At 65.1% G+C, this 16,491-nt stretch carries 14 protein-coding genes; 5 read left to right on the top strand and 9 right to left on the bottom strand.

The genetic code is table 11. The features are described 5' to 3' along the window. Positions 1–65: 65 nt before the first annotated feature. Positions 66–1,004 (bottom strand): pirin family protein, encoded by a 939-nt coding sequence (locus CUR21_RS03575; RefSeq protein WP_100195662.1) that lies wholly within the window; start codon positions 1,002–1,004, stop codon positions 66–68. An 87-nt stretch (positions 1,005–1,091) separates the two neighbouring features. Then, positions 1,092–2,243 carry an amidohydrolase gene (locus CUR21_RS03570; protein WP_100195661.1) on the bottom strand — a complete coding sequence of 384 codons (1,152 nt, stop codon included), beginning with the start codon at positions 2,241–2,243 and terminating at the stop codon, positions 1,092–1,094. 120 nt (positions 2,244–2,363) lie between these two features. Between CUR21_RS03570 and surE the strand changes: the two genes are divergently transcribed. The 3 genes from surE to CUR21_RS03555 all read left to right on the top strand — a co-directional run bounded on the left by surE (position 2,364) and on the right by CUR21_RS03555 (position 5,122). Further along, a complete protein-coding gene (gene surE, locus CUR21_RS03565; RefSeq protein ID WP_100195660.1) occupies positions 2,364–3,149 on the top strand; it encodes a 5'/3'-nucleotidase SurE in 786 nt (261 codons plus the stop codon). Next, on the top strand, positions 3,149–3,808 hold the full coding sequence (locus CUR21_RS03560) for a protein-L-isoaspartate(D-aspartate) O-methyltransferase (RefSeq protein ID WP_100195659.1): 660 nt from the start codon (positions 3,149–3,151) through the stop codon (positions 3,806–3,808). The genes surE and CUR21_RS03560 overlap by 1 nt, the downstream gene beginning before the upstream one ends. Before the next feature lie 99 nt (positions 3,809–3,907). Further along, a complete protein-coding gene (locus CUR21_RS03555; protein ID WP_369802502.1) occupies positions 3,908–5,122 on the top strand; it encodes a peptidoglycan DD-metalloendopeptidase family protein in 1,215 nt (404 codons plus the stop codon). A 77-nt stretch (positions 5,123–5,199) separates the two neighbouring features. On the opposite strand, the gene CUR21_RS03550 is transcribed toward CUR21_RS03555, so the two are convergent. From CUR21_RS03550 to CUR21_RS03520, 7 genes are all read right to left on the bottom strand, one after another. After that, the gene (locus CUR21_RS03550; RefSeq protein WP_100195658.1) at positions 5,200–5,988 is read right to left on the bottom strand and encodes a peptidoglycan-binding protein; all 789 of its coding nucleotides are present in this window, start codon (positions 5,986–5,988) and stop codon (positions 5,200–5,202) included. Positions 5,989–6,110: 122 nt separating this feature from the next. After that, positions 6,111–7,172 (bottom strand): ROK family protein, encoded by a 1,062-nt coding sequence (locus CUR21_RS03545; RefSeq protein ID WP_100195657.1) that lies wholly within the window; start codon positions 7,170–7,172, stop codon positions 6,111–6,113. Beyond that, the gene (locus CUR21_RS03540) at positions 7,169–8,200 is read right to left on the bottom strand and encodes an ABC transporter ATP-binding protein (protein WP_100195656.1); all 1,032 of its coding nucleotides are present in this window, start codon (positions 8,198–8,200) and stop codon (positions 7,169–7,171) included. Before CUR21_RS03540 ends, CUR21_RS03545 begins: the two co-directional genes overlap by 4 nt. Beyond that, entirely contained in the window at positions 8,200–9,708 is a 1,509-nt protein-coding gene (argH, locus tag CUR21_RS03535; protein WP_369802501.1) for an argininosuccinate lyase, read from the bottom strand. Before argH ends, CUR21_RS03540 begins: the two co-directional genes overlap by 1 nt. Before the next feature lie 2 nt (positions 9,709–9,710). Then, a complete protein-coding gene (locus CUR21_RS03530) occupies positions 9,711–10,565 on the bottom strand; it encodes a carbohydrate ABC transporter permease (RefSeq protein WP_198431609.1) in 855 nt (284 codons plus the stop codon). After that, entirely contained in the window at positions 10,562–11,497 is a 936-nt protein-coding gene (locus CUR21_RS03525; protein ID WP_100195653.1) for a carbohydrate ABC transporter permease, read from the bottom strand. The genes CUR21_RS03530 and CUR21_RS03525 overlap by 4 nt, the downstream gene beginning before the upstream one ends. 13 nt (positions 11,498–11,510) lie before the next feature. Beyond that, complete coding sequence (locus CUR21_RS03520) at positions 11,511–12,764, bottom strand: extracellular solute-binding protein (RefSeq protein ID WP_100195652.1); 1,254 nt, start codon at positions 12,762–12,764, stop codon at positions 11,511–11,513. A 177-nt stretch (positions 12,765–12,941) separates the two neighbouring features. Here CUR21_RS03520 and CUR21_RS03515 point away from each other — a divergent pair, with 177 nt between their 5' ends. Beyond that, positions 12,942–14,159 carry an ROK family transcriptional regulator gene (locus tag CUR21_RS03515; RefSeq protein ID WP_100195651.1) on the top strand — a complete coding sequence of 406 codons (1,218 nt, stop codon included), beginning with the start codon at positions 12,942–12,944 and terminating at the stop codon, positions 14,157–14,159. Further along, positions 14,152–16,488 (top strand): PIG-L family deacetylase, encoded by a 2,337-nt coding sequence (locus CUR21_RS03510; protein ID WP_100195650.1) that lies wholly within the window; start codon positions 14,152–14,154, stop codon positions 16,486–16,488. The genes CUR21_RS03515 and CUR21_RS03510 overlap by 8 nt, the downstream gene beginning before the upstream one ends. Positions 16,489–16,491 lie beyond the last annotated feature (3 nt).

Here is a 16,491-nt window from a genome sequence, read left to right as displayed (position 1 = left end):
TAGGGGCATGCGCGGGGGCCGTCAAGCGGGCCCGCGCGGAAAATCGCAGGAATTTTCCAAAGCCCTCAGCGGTCGGGTGCCGGGATGAATTCGCTGTCATCATCGGGAGGCAGCCGGAAGCGCCCGTGCATCCAATCCCCCGCCCGCCAAGCCTCACGCGCGGCATCGATCCGCTCGCGCGAGGAGGCGACGAAGTTCCACCAAATGTGGCGCGGCCCGTCCATCGTGGCCCCGCCCAAGAGCATGATCCGCGCGCCCTGATCCCCCGCCCGCACCGACACCCGGTCGCCGGGCCGGAACACCAGCATGCGGCCGGCCTCAAACTCTTGCCCGCCCACCGTCACCGCGCCGGACAGAATATACACCCCGCGATCCTCGTGGTCGTCGGGCAGCGGCAGCGCGGCACCGGCTTTGAGGGTGGCGTCGGCGTAGAAAACCTCGATCCCGGTCGGCACCGGCGCGGTCTCTCCATAGGCCGAGCCCAGAATCAGCCGCAGATGCTTTCCCTCTCCCTTCAGCTCCGGCAGGGCGGACTTGGGGGCATGGACAAAGGCCGCCGGGTCATCCTCCATCGCGCGCGGCAAGGCGAGCCAAGTTTGCAGGCCGAACAGATCATGCGGCTGGTCGCGGATGGCGCCGTCCTGCCGTTCGGAATGGGTGATCCCCTGCCCCGCCAGCATCCAGTTCACCGCCCCCGGCTCGATCCAGGAATTGGTGCCCAGACTGTCGCGGTGATGAATGCGGCCTTTCATCAGATAGGTGACGGTGCCCAGCCCGATATGCGGGTGCGGACGCACATCAATGCCCTTGCCCGTCAGGAACTCGGCCGGACCCATCTGATCGAAGAAGATGAAGGGGCCCACCATCTGCCGCTGCGCCGAAGGCAGCGCGCGGCGCACCTCGAAGCCGCCCAGATCCCGGGCGCGCGGCACAATGACGGTTTCAATCGCATCCACCGCGTCACCGATGGGGATGGAGGGGTCAAGCACAGGGTTCCAGCTCATGGCATTCTCCTTTGCCCTGAACTTAGGGTCAAAGGACCGATGTGTCTTTGCCGATCCCCGCGCGGACTCTGTGCGCCATAGCACGCATCAGCCAAGCAGCTTTTGCAAAAGCGCCGCAAAAACCGACACGCCGGGGGCGATCAGCGCCTCGGGAAAATCATAGGCCGGATCATGCAAAGCCGGGCTCTCTTCTCCGGCTCCCAGCAGAAACATCGCCGACCGCGCTCCGGTCTGGGCAAAGCGGCCGAAATCTTCGGAGGCCCGCATCGGCCCCTCTGCCGGCGTATAAGGCACCCCGGCCTGCGCGAGCGCGGCCTCGATCTGCGTGACCGCCTGCGGGTCGTTGTGACAGGCCGCGAAATCGTCATGCCAGCTGAGACGCAGGCTCAGACCGTGGCGAAGGGCCATCTCCTCTGACAAAGCGCAAGCGCGGGCCTTGAGCTCACGCATCGGGGCATCTCCCAAACTGCGCAAGGTCACCCAAAGCTCGGCCTCGCCGGGGGCGATGCCAAAGGTGGGTGTGCCCAAACGCGCATGGGTCACGGTGACCAAACGGAAATCCGGGCCAAGCGCACCACCGGGCCCGAGGGCACTCAGCGCGGGGATCAGGGCAAACAGCGCGGCTTGTGGCGAAAGGCCGGTGTCGGGCGTGGCGGCATGGGCGGTGCGCCCTTGGAGTTGCAGCCGCAAGCCAACCGAGGCGCAATTCGCAGGCCCCGCCGACACCCGCGCCTGCCCCAAGGGAAGGCCCGGCATATTGTGCAGGGCAAAGGCCCAATCGGGACGCAAGGCGGCAAAGGCCGGGTCGGCCAGAACGGCGGCCGCTCCGGACCCGTCTTCCTCGGCAGGCTGAAACATCAGCACCGCGCGCCCCTTGGCTGGCCTGCGCTGCGAGAGCAGATGTGCCACCCCGATCAATATGACCGCATGGCCATCATGACCACACAGATGCGCCACCCCCGGCACCTGCGAGACATGCGCAGGGCCGGGCGCCTCGGGAATCGGCAAGGCGTCGAGCTCGGCGCGGAGCATGACGGTTGGACCCGAAGCCGCTCCGTTGAAGACAGCCGCCAAACCATGGCCACCCAAGCCGGTGACGATCTGATCGGGCGCGAGCGCGGCAAGCGCTCTCCGCACGCGCCGTGCCGTCTCAGCCTCGGCCCCCGACACCTCGGGGTGGCGGTGCAGATCATGGCGCAGGTCGACAAGCGCAGTCAGGACGTCTGGTGTCAGGTCCATGGCAAAGGCCTTTCTTTTTGCAACACCGGACAGCGCGGGCGGTCGCGTGTCAAGCCATGCCTCGGCTTAGGCTTGCCGCCTGTGCAGGTGTCGTCTAAGCAGAAGCAAAGGACAGTTTTCATGCGTATTCTGATCACCAACGACGACGGCATCAACGCTCCGGGGCTGGAGGTTCTGACCGCCATTGCCCAAGAGATTGCGGGACCGGAGGGCGAGGTCTGGACGGTGGCCCCCGCTTTTGAGCAATCGGGCGTGGGCCATTGCATCAGCTATTCGCACCCGATGATGATTGCCCAGCTCGCCGAACGCCGCTTTGCCGCCGAAGGCAGCCCGGCCGATTGCGTCTTGGCCGCGATTTATGACGTGCTGGACGGCGCAAAGCCCGATCTGGTGCTGTCGGGCGTCAACCGGGGCAACAACGCGGCGGAAAACACGCTTTATTCCGGCACCATCGGCGGCGCGATGGAGGCCGCATTGCAAGGCATCCCGGCGATCGCGCTGTCGCAATACATGGGGCGCGGAACCGAAGGGCTGGACACGCCGTTTCAGGCGGCGGTGGTGCATGGCGCGGGCGTGGTGCGGCAGCTGTTGGACAAGGGAATCTGGACGCAGGATGATTTCCGGGTCTTCTACAACGTGAACTTCCCGCCCCTCGCCGCCGACAAAGTGCTGGGCACCAAGGTGGCCGCCATCGGCTTTCGCCGCGACACGTCTTTCTCTTGCGAGCCGCAGATTTCGCCGACGGGGCGGCGCTATCTCTGGATCAAGGGCGGGCCGCAGCACACGCCCACCGAACCGGGCACGGATGCTGCGGTCAACCTCGAAGGCTGGATCTCAGTCACTCCGATGCGCGCCGATCTGACGGCGCATGATCTTCTGGCGCCGCTGGCGGCGCAATTGGCATGATGGGACCCGGCGGCCCGGAAGACTCGGACGCCGAACGCAAGATGCGCTATTTGTTTGGATTGCGATCAAGAGGCGTCACCGACGCCCGCGTGCTGACCGCGATGGAACGGGTGGACCGTGGCCTGTTCGTGCGCGGTCATTTCGCGGACCGCGCCTATGACGACATGCCGCTGCCGATTGCCTGCGGTCAGACCATCAGCCAGCCTTCGGTGGTGGGTTTGATGACCCAAGCACTGAACGTTCAACCGCGCGACACGGTTCTGGAGATCGGCACAGGCTCGGGCTATCAGGCCGCCATCTTGGCGCAGCTCGGGCGCCGCATCTATACGGTGGACCGGCACCGGCGGCTGGTGCGCGAGGCACAGGGCGTTTTTCAGGCATTGGGGCTGGTGAACATCACCGCCTTTACCGCCGATGGCAGCCATGGCTTGCCGGATCAGGCCCCGTTCGACCGCATCATCGTGACCGCAGCCGCCGAGGACCCGCCCGGCCCCCTCTTGGCGCAGCTCAAGGTTGGGGGTATTATGGTGCTGCCCGTCGGCCAGTCCGACGCAGTGCAAAGTCTGATCAAGGTCACCCGTGGCAGCAGCGGGTATAATTACGAAGAATTGCGCCCCGTGCGTTTTGTGCCGCTGGTCGAAGGGCTGGGGGCAGAGTAATCCTCGCGGGACGCGCAGAACGAGTGACACAGCCGAAGGCTGAGCAAGTGGTGTAACAAAGGGCGGGACACACCGTCCGTCAAGCAAAAGAGGCAGAGCATGACCCGCACCCTCCCGTCCCCGATGGCCCCCCGTCTGCGACTTTTCTGGCTGGGAAGCGCGTTTGTCACGCTTTCGGCCTGTATGCCGAGTGGCGGCGGCAGCCCCTTCGATGGGCTCGACTGGGATCTGCGAAATGGCCCGGGCGTGCTTGACACGTCCGATGCCGCGTTGAACGCAACAGAGCGTCGGCCCGCACCGGATGCGCGCGGCGTGATTTCTTATCCCGGGTATCAGGTCGCGGTGGCGCGGCGTGGTGACACGGCGGCCTCGGTGGCCATGCGCGTTGGCATCGCACCGGAAGAACTGGCGCGCTACAACGCGATCATCCCGACCGACCCGCTGCGCGAAGGCGAGGTGCTGGCCTTGCCGCGCCGCATCGCCGACACCGGTCCCGTGCAAGGTGGCGGCATTTTTCCAACCACCGGCGCGGCCCCTGCCCCGGTGGATGTCTCTGCCATCGCCACCACCGCGCTGGACCGTGTGGGCACACCGACACCACCCGCCACAACCCGCCCCAGCACCGGCGGCGAGCCGGTGCGCCATCAGGTGCGGCGCGGCGAAACCGCCTTCTCGATTGCCCGCAGCTACAACATCTCGGCCAAGGCCTTGGGCGAATGGAACGGGCTCGGCCCCAATCTGGATGTGCGCGAAGGCCAGTATCTGATCATTCCGGTTGCCTCATCCGCCCCGCCTCCCACGGCGGCAGCGGCGCCTGCACCCGTCAGCCCGCCCGGCGCAGGCTCTGCCACGCCGACGCCCCCGTCGGCGGCCAAACCATTGCCTGCCGAGCGCACGACACCCGCCGCCACCGCCCCGCGCGAAACACCGGCCTCGCCCGATCTGGGGGCACAGCGCACCACTTCTTCCAAGATGCTGATGCCGGTGCAGGGTTCGATCATCCGGCCCTATGCCAAGGGCCGCAACGATGGCATCGACATCTCGGCCTCGGCGGGCACGCCGGTGCGGGCCGCGGCCGATGGCACCGTGGCCGCGATCACCACCGACACGGCGCAAACCCCAATCATCGTGGTGCGCCACGCCGACAATCTGTTGACCGTCTATGCCGGCGTTGACGGTATCAGCGTGAAAAAGGGGGATCGCATCACGCGGGGACAGACCATCGCCACCGTGCGCGCGGGCACGCCATCGTTCTTGCATTTCGAGGTGCGGCGCGGCGCCGACAGCACCGATCCGGTGCCCTTCCTGCAATAGTCCCCAAGAGCCAAGACAACATGACAAAGGGGCAGCGCCAATGGCCTGCCCCTTTGTTCGTGCGAAGACAAGAACGGTCAGGCCCCGGTCTGGCGCCGCAGCTCGCGCAATTGATCGGCCGTCAGATAACCGCTGGCCCGCGCGCCCTCATCCCGCTGCCATGCCGCCAAGGCGGCGCGCGTGTTGCGGCCGAAAGCCCCGTCGACCCCACCCGTGTTGTAACCAAGCCGCGTGAGCATGCGTTGCACTTCACGCCGTTCGGCCGCCGTCAGGGCAAGCAGGCTTTCCTCCACCGGGTCTTCGCTCGCGCCCGGCGTTGAAGGCGCAGGGGTGGTCGGCGTGCCCGCTTGCTGCTGGATGAGCCGCACCTGCGATGCCGTCACATATCCCGTGGCCGCCACCTTGTTTGCGCTTTGCCACTGGCGGATCGCCGCGCGGGTGTTGGTGCCCCACAGCCCATCCGCCACGCCCACCGAATAGCCCAGTGCCGAGAGTTGACGCTGAAGCGTGGTGCGCTGCGTCCGGGTAAGCCCCAAAGAAGCTTCCACCGATGCCGCGCTCGCATTCGGCGCCGGAGGTGTCACAACCGGCACGGGCGGGTTGCCCGGCACCGACGCACCAAGCCGCGCCAAGGCGCGCTCTGCCGCCGCGCGCTGGCTGCCATTGGGGAATCGTGTCAGATAATTCCGATAAGCGCTGGCCGTATTGGCTTGCTGCGCCTCACGGAACGCGGCCTGATCCATTTCTTGCGCCAAGAGCGATTTCGCCACGCCAGACACAATGTCCCCAAAATCCGTCTGCGCGGTGGCCGGCATGGCCACTGCAAGGCTTGTTGCGAACACCAATGAGGTCACAAACTTCTGCATCGTCCAGTTCCTTCCAAAGGATCGCGCGGCCCGCAGGCCTGCGCGTTTCACCTCACAACGCACAAGCCCTTCCCCGGTTGCAGAGTTTTTTTCAACGGCCCGCGCGCCGGGACAAAACCCGCTCAGCGGCGGCGCAGATCGGCGGCAAGTTTCTGCCTGCCCAGCCAAACGGCGCCCATGACACCTGCCCGGTTGCCCAGACGACTGACCCGGCACTCCGGCATCGCGAACGGTTGCTGCGCAAGCCGCGCCACCACCCGCGCCACCAGATCGGGGCGGCGCCCGACGCTGCCACCAAAGACCACAAGCTGCGGATCGGTGATGGCCGCCACGGACAACACGGTAAGGGCGAGCCGCTCCACCAATGCCGCCAAGACCGGCGCAAAATGCGGATCTTCCGCGTTGAAGAGCTCGCGCAAGCTTAGGCCGGGCTTGCCCCCCTTCGCCACATAGGCCGCAACCAAAGGCGCCGCACCGATGGTGCTTTCAAGCGCCCCGGTCTCAAAGCTCTCGGGCGCGAAAGGATCGGCGCCAATCGGCAGCACCGCCACCTCGCCCGCCGCCCCGCTCGCGCCGCGCAGGATTTGGCCATTCACCAACTGCCCCAGCCCGATTCCGGTGCCAAGCGCCACAAAGGCCATCGACTCCGCCCGGTGGCCCAGCCAGTATTCACCCAAGGCCGCAAGGTTCACGTCATTTTCCACCGCACAAGGCAACCCCAGCGCCGTGGTCAGATGCGCCGCCAGATCCGTCTGGCGCAGGCCCGCGATGTTTGGCATCCGGCTCACATGCCCCGTGGTCGGATGCACTGCCCCCGGAATGCCAATGCCTGCGGCCACCAAGGGGGCGCCACCGCCCTCTGCCATCAGCTGATCGCGGTGCTGCCTCATCTGCGCCACGAGCGCCGCACCCCCTGCCGGGGCCGTGGGCTCGATCCGCTCGGCCAGACAGCGCCCGTCCAGATCGCACAGCACCGAATGCACTTTTGTGCCGCCGACATCGCAGCCCAGAAGCAGCGCGGCCTCCGCGCGCAAGCGGCCCGAGGCGATCCAGCCGCCTTGGTCAAGCTCAGTCGCCCCGGCCCCGGCGCAAGCCGCCGTCGGATCGGTCAGAAGATCGGCCAACAGGCCGCGCGCCGCCACCGAAAGCGGCACCGCAGCGCTCAGAATATCGCTGGTTGTCACCGCCGCCCCATGGCCTGTTCAGTTTTCGCATCGAACAAATACAGCGCGCCCGCAGCGGCAGAGGCTTGGATCGTGCTGCCAATCGCCGGAACCATCCGCGCCGGAGCCGTCGCAATCACGGTGCGCCCCTCGGTCTGGAAATGCACCAGCGTCTCGGGGCCCAAAGGTTCCACCGCCGTCACCTCGCCCGAGATGCTGAACGCGCCCTCCCCTTCGCCCGCCACCAGATCATGCGGCCGCAGCCCCACCAGCAGCGGCCCGCCGCTTTGCGCAACGATCCGCCCCCCGACCTCGGCCGCCGGCAGCAGATTCATTGACGGGCTGCCGATGAACTGCGCGGTGAACACGTTGACGGGTGCCTCATAAATCTCGGTTGGCGTGCCCGATTGCAGGATATGACCGTCGCGCATCACCACGATCCGGTCTGCCATCGTCATCGCTTCCACCTGATCATGGGTCACATAGACGATGGTGGTGCCAAGCCTTTGGTGCAAGCGCTTGATTTCTATTCGCATCTGTGCGCGGAGCTGGGCATCGAGGTTCGACAGTGGTTCATCGAACAAAAAGGCCGCCGGGTCACGCACCATGGCACGGCCGATGGCCACCCGCTGCCGCTGCCCGCCCGAAAGCGCGGCGGGCCGCCGATCCAGCAGCGCCGTCAGCCCAAGCATGGTCGCCGCCTCGGTCACCCGCGCGTCTTTCTCCTCGCGCGAGAGAGGCGAGGTGTAGAGCCCAAAGGCGATGTTCTGCCGCACCGTCATATGCGGATAGATCGCATAATTCTGGAACACCATGGCGATGTTGCGCCGCTTGGGGTCCAACTCGTTCACCACCTCATTGCCGATCAGGATCTCGCCGCCCGAGATTTCCTCCAGTCCCGCGATCATGCGCAACGTGGTGGACTTGCCGCATCCCGAAGGGCCGACGAAAACGACGAATTCGCCATCTGCAATATCAAGGTTGATGCCGTGGATCACATCGGTCTTGCCGTAGGATTTCACGAGGTTGCGCAGCGCAATGGTTGCCATCAGGCAGCCTCCACCAAAGATTGAAAGGATTGGGCGAGCATGTCCGCCGCTGCCGCTTCGGCCTGCGCATGCGCGGCCGCGGTGGCAGTGAAGGCGTCCAGACGCGCACGGTAATGCCCAAGGGCTTCGCCCAGCGGTGCCGGGGCCGGGCCTCCAAAGCGGTCACGGACCGACACAAAATATTCGGGTGAAACGATGTGCTGAAACTCGGCCTCGCTCAACCCGCTGTCCTGCCCGGTTGCCGTTTTGAACGCCGCGCGGAACGGGGCATATCCCCCCGAAGGCAGATCGCTGCCCTCGGCCACCACCGCGCGGGCCACATGGGCGGCAATCTCATGCGCGGCGCGGAATGACAGCCCCTCCCGCCGGACCAGCGTATCGGCAAGCTCGGTGATCGTGATGCAGGAACGGCGGATGTTCTGCGCCACGCGTGCGCCATCCACCTGCATCTGCGCAACAAAGGCCGCCAGCAGGCGCAGCACCCGCGCCCCGCTCTCAAAGGCCTGATACCCGGCCTCTTGGCTTTCGCCTTCGCTGTCGTTCATGTCGGTGAAAGGCGTGTTGTGAACGATCTCAAGCATCACCCGCGCCCGGCCGACCGTCTGGCTCGACAGATGGCGCATATGCTCGATCGGCACCGGATTGCGCTTTTGCGGCATGATCGAGGAAATCTGCACCAAGGCATTGGGCACGTAAATCTGCCCCACCTCGAACGCCGTCCAGAATTGCAGATCCTGAATGAAGCGCCCGAGGTGCAAAAAGGTCAGTTCAAGCGCGCCATAGCTTGCCGTGATGTAATCCACCGCCGCGATGCAGCTGTAGGAATTGCGCTGCGGCGCTGCGAACCCCAAAAGCTCTGCCACTCGCGCCCGATCCACCGGAAAGCCCGAGGTGGTGATCGCCGCCGCCCCCATCGAAGACAGGTCCACCACGCCGCGCGCTGCCTCCAGCCGTTCGATGTCGCGGATCAGAACCTCGATCACGGCGGCAAGGTAGTGGCCAAGCGTGGTGGGCTGCGCCGGCTGGCCATGGGTATAGGCAACGATCAGCGTGGCCCTCTCGCGCTCTGCCGTGCCGATCAGTGCCGCCAGCAAGGCGCGCGCCTGTTCCAGCGCGCCATCCAGCCGCGTCTTCAGCGAAAGTTTGAACAGCGTATGGTCAATGTCATTGCGCGACCGCGCGGTGTGCAGTCGCCCCGCATCCTCGGGCGCAAGCCGCGCTTTCAGCTCGCGCTCGATCAGGAAGAAGAAATCCTCCACCTCTCCGGTATAGGTCAACGCCGCCGGGTCCACTTCCGCATCAATCGCCACCAGCGCCCGGGCAATCCGCCCCGCAACAGCGCGGGGCAGGATGCCGGTTTCGGCCAGCATCACCAGATGCGCGCGGTCAATCCGCCGAAAGCCATCCACATGGTGGGTTTTGGCGCCATCAAACAGCGGGCGCAGCACCGTGTCCTTATACACCGGATCGGGAAAGCGCGAGGTGTCGGCATGTCTCGGGTCGGTCATCGTCATCCTTTCAGACCCGCCAGCATGACCCCGCGCACGATGTAGCGTTGCAGCAGCAGGAACACCAAGAGGGTGGGCAGCGTGGCCAGCGAGGCGCCGGTCATGATCATTTCCCATTGGATGGCCTGCTCGACGGCAAAGCTCGAAAGCCCGATGGGAAGGGTGTAAAGTTCTTGGCTCGTGGTCACGATCAGCGGCCAGAAAAACGCGGTCCAGTTGCCAAGGAAGGTAAAGATGGCCAAGGCGGACAGCGCCGGCGTCACCAAAGGCATCGCGATGCGCCACCAGATGGTGAATTCGTTCAGCCCGTCGATCCGCGCGGCCTCGATGAAATCATCGGGCACCGTTTCGAAGAACTGCTTCATCAGGAAGGTCCCGAAGGCCGTCATCATGCCCGGAAACATGATGCCCCAATAGCTGTTCAGCCAACCAAACTCGGCCGACATCAGATACCACGGGATCACCAGCATCTCGGTCGGGATCATCAAAGTCGACAGGATGGCAAGAAACACGAAGTAACGCCCGCGAAAGCGGAACTTGGCCAGCGTATAGCCCACCAAACTGTCGAAAAACACGTTCGACAGCGTGACAGCCACCGCAATGAAGGTGGAGTTGAAGAACCAGCGCAGAAAGCGACCGTCCGACAACACCTTGATGTAATTGTCCAGCGTCGGCGCTGCCGGGATCATCCGCAGATCATAGACCTGCCCCGCCGTCTTCAACGAGGTGGAAAACATGAAGATCAGGGGGGTCACCATGATGACCCCGCCGATGAACAGCACGGTCCAGATCAGGATGCGTCCCGGATGGATGCGCGGCATCGCAAGGGTGGGGGTGGGGGCCGGGGCTGAGGTCATGTCCGCTCTCGCAAGATCCAGAGTTGCAACAGCGACACCACCAGCAGAATGGTGAACAACACCACCGTCTGCGCTGCGGCATAGCCCATCTCATAGGAAGAAAACGCGGTCTGATAGATCATCAGAACCAAGGGTTTGGTCGATCCCAACGGACCACCGGGGTCATTCGTGGTCATATTGTAGACCTGATCGAAGATCCGCAGGAAGCCGATGGAGGAAAACACCACCAGAAACACCGTGGTGGGCTTCAGCAGCGGCAGCGTGATGCGCCGCAGAATCGCCCATTCGCCCAAGCCATCGATCCGCGCGGCCTCGTAATAGGTGTTGGGAATGGCGCGCAGCCCCGCCATGAAGATGATGATCTGAAACCCAAGCCCCGCCCAGATCGCCGTCACCATGATCGACGGCAAGGCCCAAGTGGTCGAGTTCAGAAAGGCCAGCTGCGGAATGCCGAAGCCTGAAAGGAAATCATTGATCACCCCGATCGGTGCAGGCTGGTAGAACCAGCGCCAGACCCAAGCCATCGCCGAGGCCGTGGTGATGAACGGCAAGAAATACAGCGCGCGCAGGAACGTGTGGCCAAAGCGCACCCGGTCCAGCGCATAGGCGATGATAAAGGACAGGACCAGACTGATGGGCGTGCCCATGATCAGATAGGCAAAGGTATTCCGGAACACGCGGCCGAACTGCGGGTCGGCAAACAGCCGCGTGTAATTGTCCAGCCCGATGAAAGACGGCTCGGACATCAAGTCCCAGTCCGTCAGCGAGAGCCAGAAGGCATGACCCGTGGGATAGAAGCGGATCACACCGTAGAACAGCACGGGCACGGCCAGAAAGCCCCAGACCCACAACAATTGTCTGCGCCGCATGGTCCAGAAGACGCGCGGCCGGTTGGGGCGCCCCGTGGGCGCCCCCTGCTCTGTCATTGCCATGCCCGTCTACCCGTCACTTCTTGGCGCGGTCGATGATGGCTTGCTCGGCGGCGGCGGCGGCAGCCAGCGAGTCCTCCACCGATTGCCCCTCGATCAACACCCGGTTTGCCATGTCGATGGTGTTTTGGCGCTGCGCCGCCTCATCGACAAACAGCGTGGTGCGGGCATATTCCAGACCCTTCAGGAAAGGCGCATAGACCGGATTGGCAAGGTTCTCCTCGGTCAAGGCCGCAGAACGGCGCGCTGGCAGTTCCCCCACGACATCCAGCCAAATCTTCATCGCCTCTTCCGAGCTGATGAAGGCCAAAAACTTCTCGGCGGCTTCCAGCTCTTCGCCTTCCGCGCTGGCACCGATGGCATTGGCGAAATAGCTCGCGTAGTTCGAGCGCAGTCCCTCGGCATTGGCGGGAAGCTCGGTCACGCCCCATTCGAAATCTTCGATGGTGCGGAAGGACCCCAGACGGAAGGTGCCGTCGACCGTGAACCCGGCCTTGCCCGCACGGAACGCGGCTTGGCCTTCATCCATAAAGCCACGCTGGCCGATCTTTTCCACCAGTTGCAGATCGGTGAAGAACTTCAGCGCCGCCGCCCCGGCTTCGTCATTATAGGTGACGGTGGCACCATCCTCGCTATATGGCGCGCCGCCGAACTGGCGCACCAGAACCTCGCGCCACCACTGATGGTCCTGCCCGCCCATGTCCAGCGTCATGCCGGCGGTCACCATGTTTCCGGCGCCATCCACCTCGGCCATCGCCTTGGCCTGCGTCACCAGCTCTTCCAGCGTGGTGGGCGGGGTGTTCGGGTCCAGCCCGGCCGCTGTCATCAGGTTCTTGTTGTAGAACAAGGCCAAGGACCGCACCGCAGTGGGCAGGCCATAGTAATCATCGCCCCGCTTCATCGCGCTGACGATCGGAAAGAATTCCTCTTCGATCTGCGCATGCGGGAAAGCCTCCGGCGACAGCGGCTGAATCACCCGGCCGCCAATGAACTGATCAGCCCAGCCATAAAACAGCTGCAGCACATCCGGCCCCTGCCGCGCCATGTTCGCCGCCACCACACGAGTCTGATAGTCGGCATAGGGGAAGGTGACATGCTTGACGGTAATGCCCGGATTCGCGGCCTCAAACGCCTCGATCAGCTGGTCCATCGCGTTGACGCGGGTTTCAAAAACATATTGCCAGTATTCGATTTCAACGGCTTGCGCCGCCGTCACGGTGAACGGACTGATACCGGCCATCAGGCCAGCGAGCAGGATACCTTTGTGCATGTCAGAACCTCCGTTGGCCTGGCCAAAGCGGCCGGCGTTTTTCCTCCAGCGGATGCGACAGGCACCCGTCCGTGGCCTCAGCGTCGTCACGAATCTGTTTCAAGTCAATAAAATAATTTACTTGTTTTAATCTATTCAGCTGTGCAGTCTTTCTCCCAAGACAAAAGGTCAATCCCCATGAGCACCGAAGCCCCCGAGCGTCAGAAGTTCACCATCGGCAAGAATCCGGGGCGGAGCCGGGCGCACAACCGACGGGTCGTGCTCGATCTTTTGCGCAGTCACGGGCAGTTGGGGCGCAAGCAGATCGCCGACATGACCCGACTGACCACCCAAGCCGTTGCCAACATCATCGACGAGCTTCTGGCCGAAAATCTGCTTGTCGACATGGGCCGCCTGCGCTCGGGCCGGGGCCAGCCGCCCGTGCAATTCGCCATCAACCCCGATGGCGCCATCACCATCGGCTTTGAAATTTCGGTCAGCCATCTGGTCACCACGGTGCTTGATCTGCATGGCCAGATCCGCGAACAGGCCTCGGTCGCACTGACCGACACCGGCCCCGCCGCGCTGATCCCGCGAATCGTCGCCGAAGTCGCGGCGATCCGCCTGCGCTTTCCCGCAGCCCTTCTCGGCGTCGGCGTGGTGATGCCCGGCCCTTTCGAGATCGAAGGCTTGTCGGGCGTGGGCCCCACCACCCTGCCCGGCTGGGCTGGCATCGACGCCACCGCCCAATTGGCGGCCCAGATTGGCGTGCCTGTGGTGATCGAAAATGACGCCAACGCCGCCGCCGTGGGAGAATCGCTGTTCGGCGCAGGACAAGGCCTTTCGGATTTCTGCATGATCTACTTCGGCGGCGGCATCGGCCTTGGCATGATCCACGACTCGCAACCCATCCGTGGCGCCTTCGGCAACGCCGGCGAAATCGGCCACATCGTCAGCGCTCCGGGCGGGCGGCCTTGTGCATGCGGGCAGTCTGGCTGTCTCGAACGCTATGCCTCGCTGGATGCCCTGCGCGAACGTCTCGGCCCCGCCGCCACCGGCGATCTGCCTGTGCTTTTGGCCCAAGAGCACCCCGCCATGCTTGAATGGCTGGCGGAGGCTTCCGCACATCTGGCACCGGTGGTGACCATGCTGGAAAACATCCTCGACCCCGAAACGGTCATCCTCGGGGGCGAGCTTCCCGATGCGCTGATCGATGCGCTGATTGCCCGGCTCACACTGGGCACCTCGGTCGCCAACCGCCGCAACCGACCGCTGCCACGGGTGATCCGCGCCCGCACCGGCCACCGCATCGCCGCTTTGGGCGCTGCCGCCCTGCCGTTTTTTGACACCATCGTGCCCAAGCTGGACACAGGGGTTGGCCTGTCCGCCCCGCAAAGGAGTGCCGCCCATGACTGACCGTGACCGCATCGCCCGCCAAATGGCGGAACCTTCGCTTGTGCGCCTGCACCGCGCCCTGTCCCGGCTGACCTCGGTGGTAACGGTGATGAACACCGGCGCACATCCGGATGACGAACAAAGCGGGATGCTGGCGTGGCTGCGGCTCGGGCTGGGCATGCGGGTCGTGGTCGCCTGCTCCACGCGCGGAGAAGGCGGGCAGAACACGCTGGGCCCCGAACGGCGCGGCGCGCTTGGCATTTTGCGCACGCGCGAAATGGAAGAGGCCGCCCGCGCGTTGGATGCCGATGTTCACTGGCTGGGACACGGCCCTGATGATCCCGTGCATGATTTCGGCTTTTCCAAGGACGGCGACGCCACCTTTGCCCGCTGGGGCGAAGCGCGCATCGTGGAACGTCTGGTCCGCGCCTATCGGACCGAGCGTCCCGATGTGGTGATCCCCACCTTCCTCGACGTGCCGGGCCAGCATGGCCATCACCGCGCCATGACCCGCGCGGCGGAAACGGCCCTGCGCCTCGCGGCCGATCCGGCGGCGCACCCGGAACATGCCGCCGAAGGCCTGCTGCCATGGACGGTCGCGAAATACTATCTGCCCGCTTGGTCGGGGGCGGGCGGCACCTATGATGACGAGGTTCCCCCTCCCCCCGCCACGCTCACCCTGCATGCGCCGGGCGCCGATCCGGCCACGGGGGCAGCTTGGGACCATATCGGAGAGCAGTCCCGCTTTTACCACGCCTCGCAGGGCATGGGCCATTGGCGCGCGCAGCCCCAAGACACTTGGCCGCTGCACCTTAAACACGGCGCGCCAGAAGCGCAGATCACCGATGGCCTGCCCGCCAGCCTCGCCGCGCTGGCCTCTTATCCCGGTGCCCCCGCCGCCCTGCACCCCGCCGCAAAAGCCATCGCCGAAGCCATGGCCGCCTTTCCCGATGCCGATGCCGTTGTCGCAGCCCTTCTGCGCGCCGATGCGGCCCTAGAGCAGGCCGAGCGCGCAGAGGCTGCCTTTACACAGGCCCATGGTCACCGCATCCGCCGCAAACGGGCCGAGGTGCAGGCCGCTTGCCTCATGGCCGCCCGCGTGATGCCCACCCTTGCTTATGCCACACCAACCCGGCTTTTCCCGGGCGCGACCGCGACCCTCGCCTGGCAATGGGCGCTGCCCCCCCAACATGAGGTGACCGTCACGCCGATTCTCCCTGCCGGAGTCACCCCTTCTGACATCACCGCCACGGGCTGCACCCTGACCGTCGCCGCCGATGCCCCCTTCACGCCGCAATTCCATCCGGGCTGGTCTGCCATGGGCGGCAATGGGCCTGCTTGGCTCCAGATCAGCGCCACGATCAACGGGCGCCCATTGACCGCGCGGCAAGATCTGGAGGCGCCGTTGGAGATTGGCCCCGAACGGACGCTGACGCTCGATCCCGCCGCCGCGATCCTGCCGCTGACCGCCATTCCAGCCACGCTGACGTTGCGGGGTGCCGAAGGGGCCGACTGGCAGCTTCCCACCGGCTTCGCCATCGAGGGCGAGACGCTGACCCTGCCCGCCACTCTTGCGGCAGGCCTGCATGAATTGACCCCGATGGTCGCGGGGCGTCCTGCCATGCGCAGGCATCAGGCGCAGTTTGCCCATACGGGGCTGATCAGCCACCTCACGCCACAAAGCTTGCAGCTTCTGGCGCTCGATCTGGCGCTGCCCGCGGCGCGCATCGCCTATATCGGTGGCGGGGGCGACAGTGTGGGGCTTTGGCTGCAGCGCATGGGCGCCGATGTCACCGTGCTGGCAAAGCTTGACCCGGCCGAAGATTTCCGCCGCTTCACCACCGTGATGGTGGGCATCGTCGCCTATGGCAGTCGGGCTGATCTGATCGCCGCCACGCCAGCACTCCACCGCTTTGTCGAAGGCGGCGGTCATCTCGTCACCCTCTACCAACGCCCCGATCAAGGCTGGGCGCCGGATAAGATCCCGCCGCGCCGCCTTGTCGTTGGCACCCCGTCGCTGCGCTGGCGGGTGACCGATGCCACAGCGCCCGTCACGATGCTGGCCCCCGATCACCCGCTGCTCTCCGGTCCAAACCGGATCACCGCAGCCGATTGGGACGGATGGAACAAAGAGCGCGGCATCTATTTCGCAAGCGACTGGGACGCCAGCTACACGCCCCTGCTCTCGTTGCACGACGCGGGTGAAGCCCCGCTTCTGGGCGCCCTCGTCTCAGGCCAGATCGGTCGGGGGCGACACACGCATTGCGCGCTAGTCTTGCACCATCAACTTGATCATCTGGTGCCGGGTGCATTTCGTCTGCTGGCCAATCTGGTGCAGCCCGCGGGCTGATCC

Source organism: Pseudorhodobacter sp. MZDSW-24AT (genome assembly GCF_002794355.1).
GTDB lineage: Bacteria > Pseudomonadota > Alphaproteobacteria > Rhodobacterales > Rhodobacteraceae > Pseudotabrizicola.
This window is presented reverse-complemented; position numbering and strand designations above follow the sequence as displayed.

Bases quoted from the DNA above. Each gene is read 5' to 3' on its own strand.
- CUR21_RS03560 (WP_100195659.1), top strand. From the start codon at position 3,149: ATGGGACCCGGCGGCCCGGAAGACTCGGACGCCGAACGCAAGATGCGC.
- CUR21_RS03550 (WP_100195658.1), bottom strand. From the start codon at position 5,988: ATGCAGAAGTTTGTGACCTCATTGGTGTTCGCAACAAGCCTTGCAGTG.
- CUR21_RS03555 (WP_369802502.1), top strand. From the start codon at position 3,908: ATGACCCGCACCCTCCCGTCCCCGATGGCCCCCCGTCTGCGACTTTTC.
- CUR21_RS03525 (WP_100195653.1), bottom strand. From the start codon at position 11,497: ATGGCAATGACAGAGCAGGGGGCGCCCACGGGGCGCCCCAACCGGCCG.
- CUR21_RS03570 (WP_100195661.1), bottom strand. From the start codon at position 2,243: ATGGACCTGACACCAGACGTCCTGACTGCGCTTGTCGACCTGCGCCAT.
- CUR21_RS03515 (WP_100195651.1), top strand. From the start codon at position 12,942: ATGAGCACCGAAGCCCCCGAGCGTCAGAAGTTCACCATCGGCAAGAAT.
- argH (WP_369802501.1), bottom strand. From the start codon at position 9,708: ATGACCGACCCGAGACATGCCGACACCTCGCGCTTTCCCGATCCGGTG.
- CUR21_RS03530 (WP_198431609.1), bottom strand. From the start codon at position 10,565: ATGACCTCAGCCCCGGCCCCCACCCCCACCCTTGCGATGCCGCGCATC.
- CUR21_RS03520 (WP_100195652.1), bottom strand. From the start codon at position 12,764: ATGCACAAAGGTATCCTGCTCGCTGGCCTGATGGCCGGTATCAGTCCG.
- CUR21_RS03575 (WP_100195662.1), bottom strand. From the start codon at position 1,004: ATGAGCTGGAACCCTGTGCTTGACCCCTCCATCCCCATCGGTGACGCG.
- CUR21_RS03510 (WP_100195650.1), top strand. From the start codon at position 14,152: ATGACTGACCGTGACCGCATCGCCCGCCAAATGGCGGAACCTTCGCTT.
- surE (WP_100195660.1), top strand. From the start codon at position 2,364: ATGCGTATTCTGATCACCAACGACGACGGCATCAACGCTCCGGGGCTG.
- CUR21_RS03540 (WP_100195656.1), bottom strand. From the start codon at position 8,200: ATGGCAACCATTGCGCTGCGCAACCTCGTGAAATCCTACGGCAAGACC.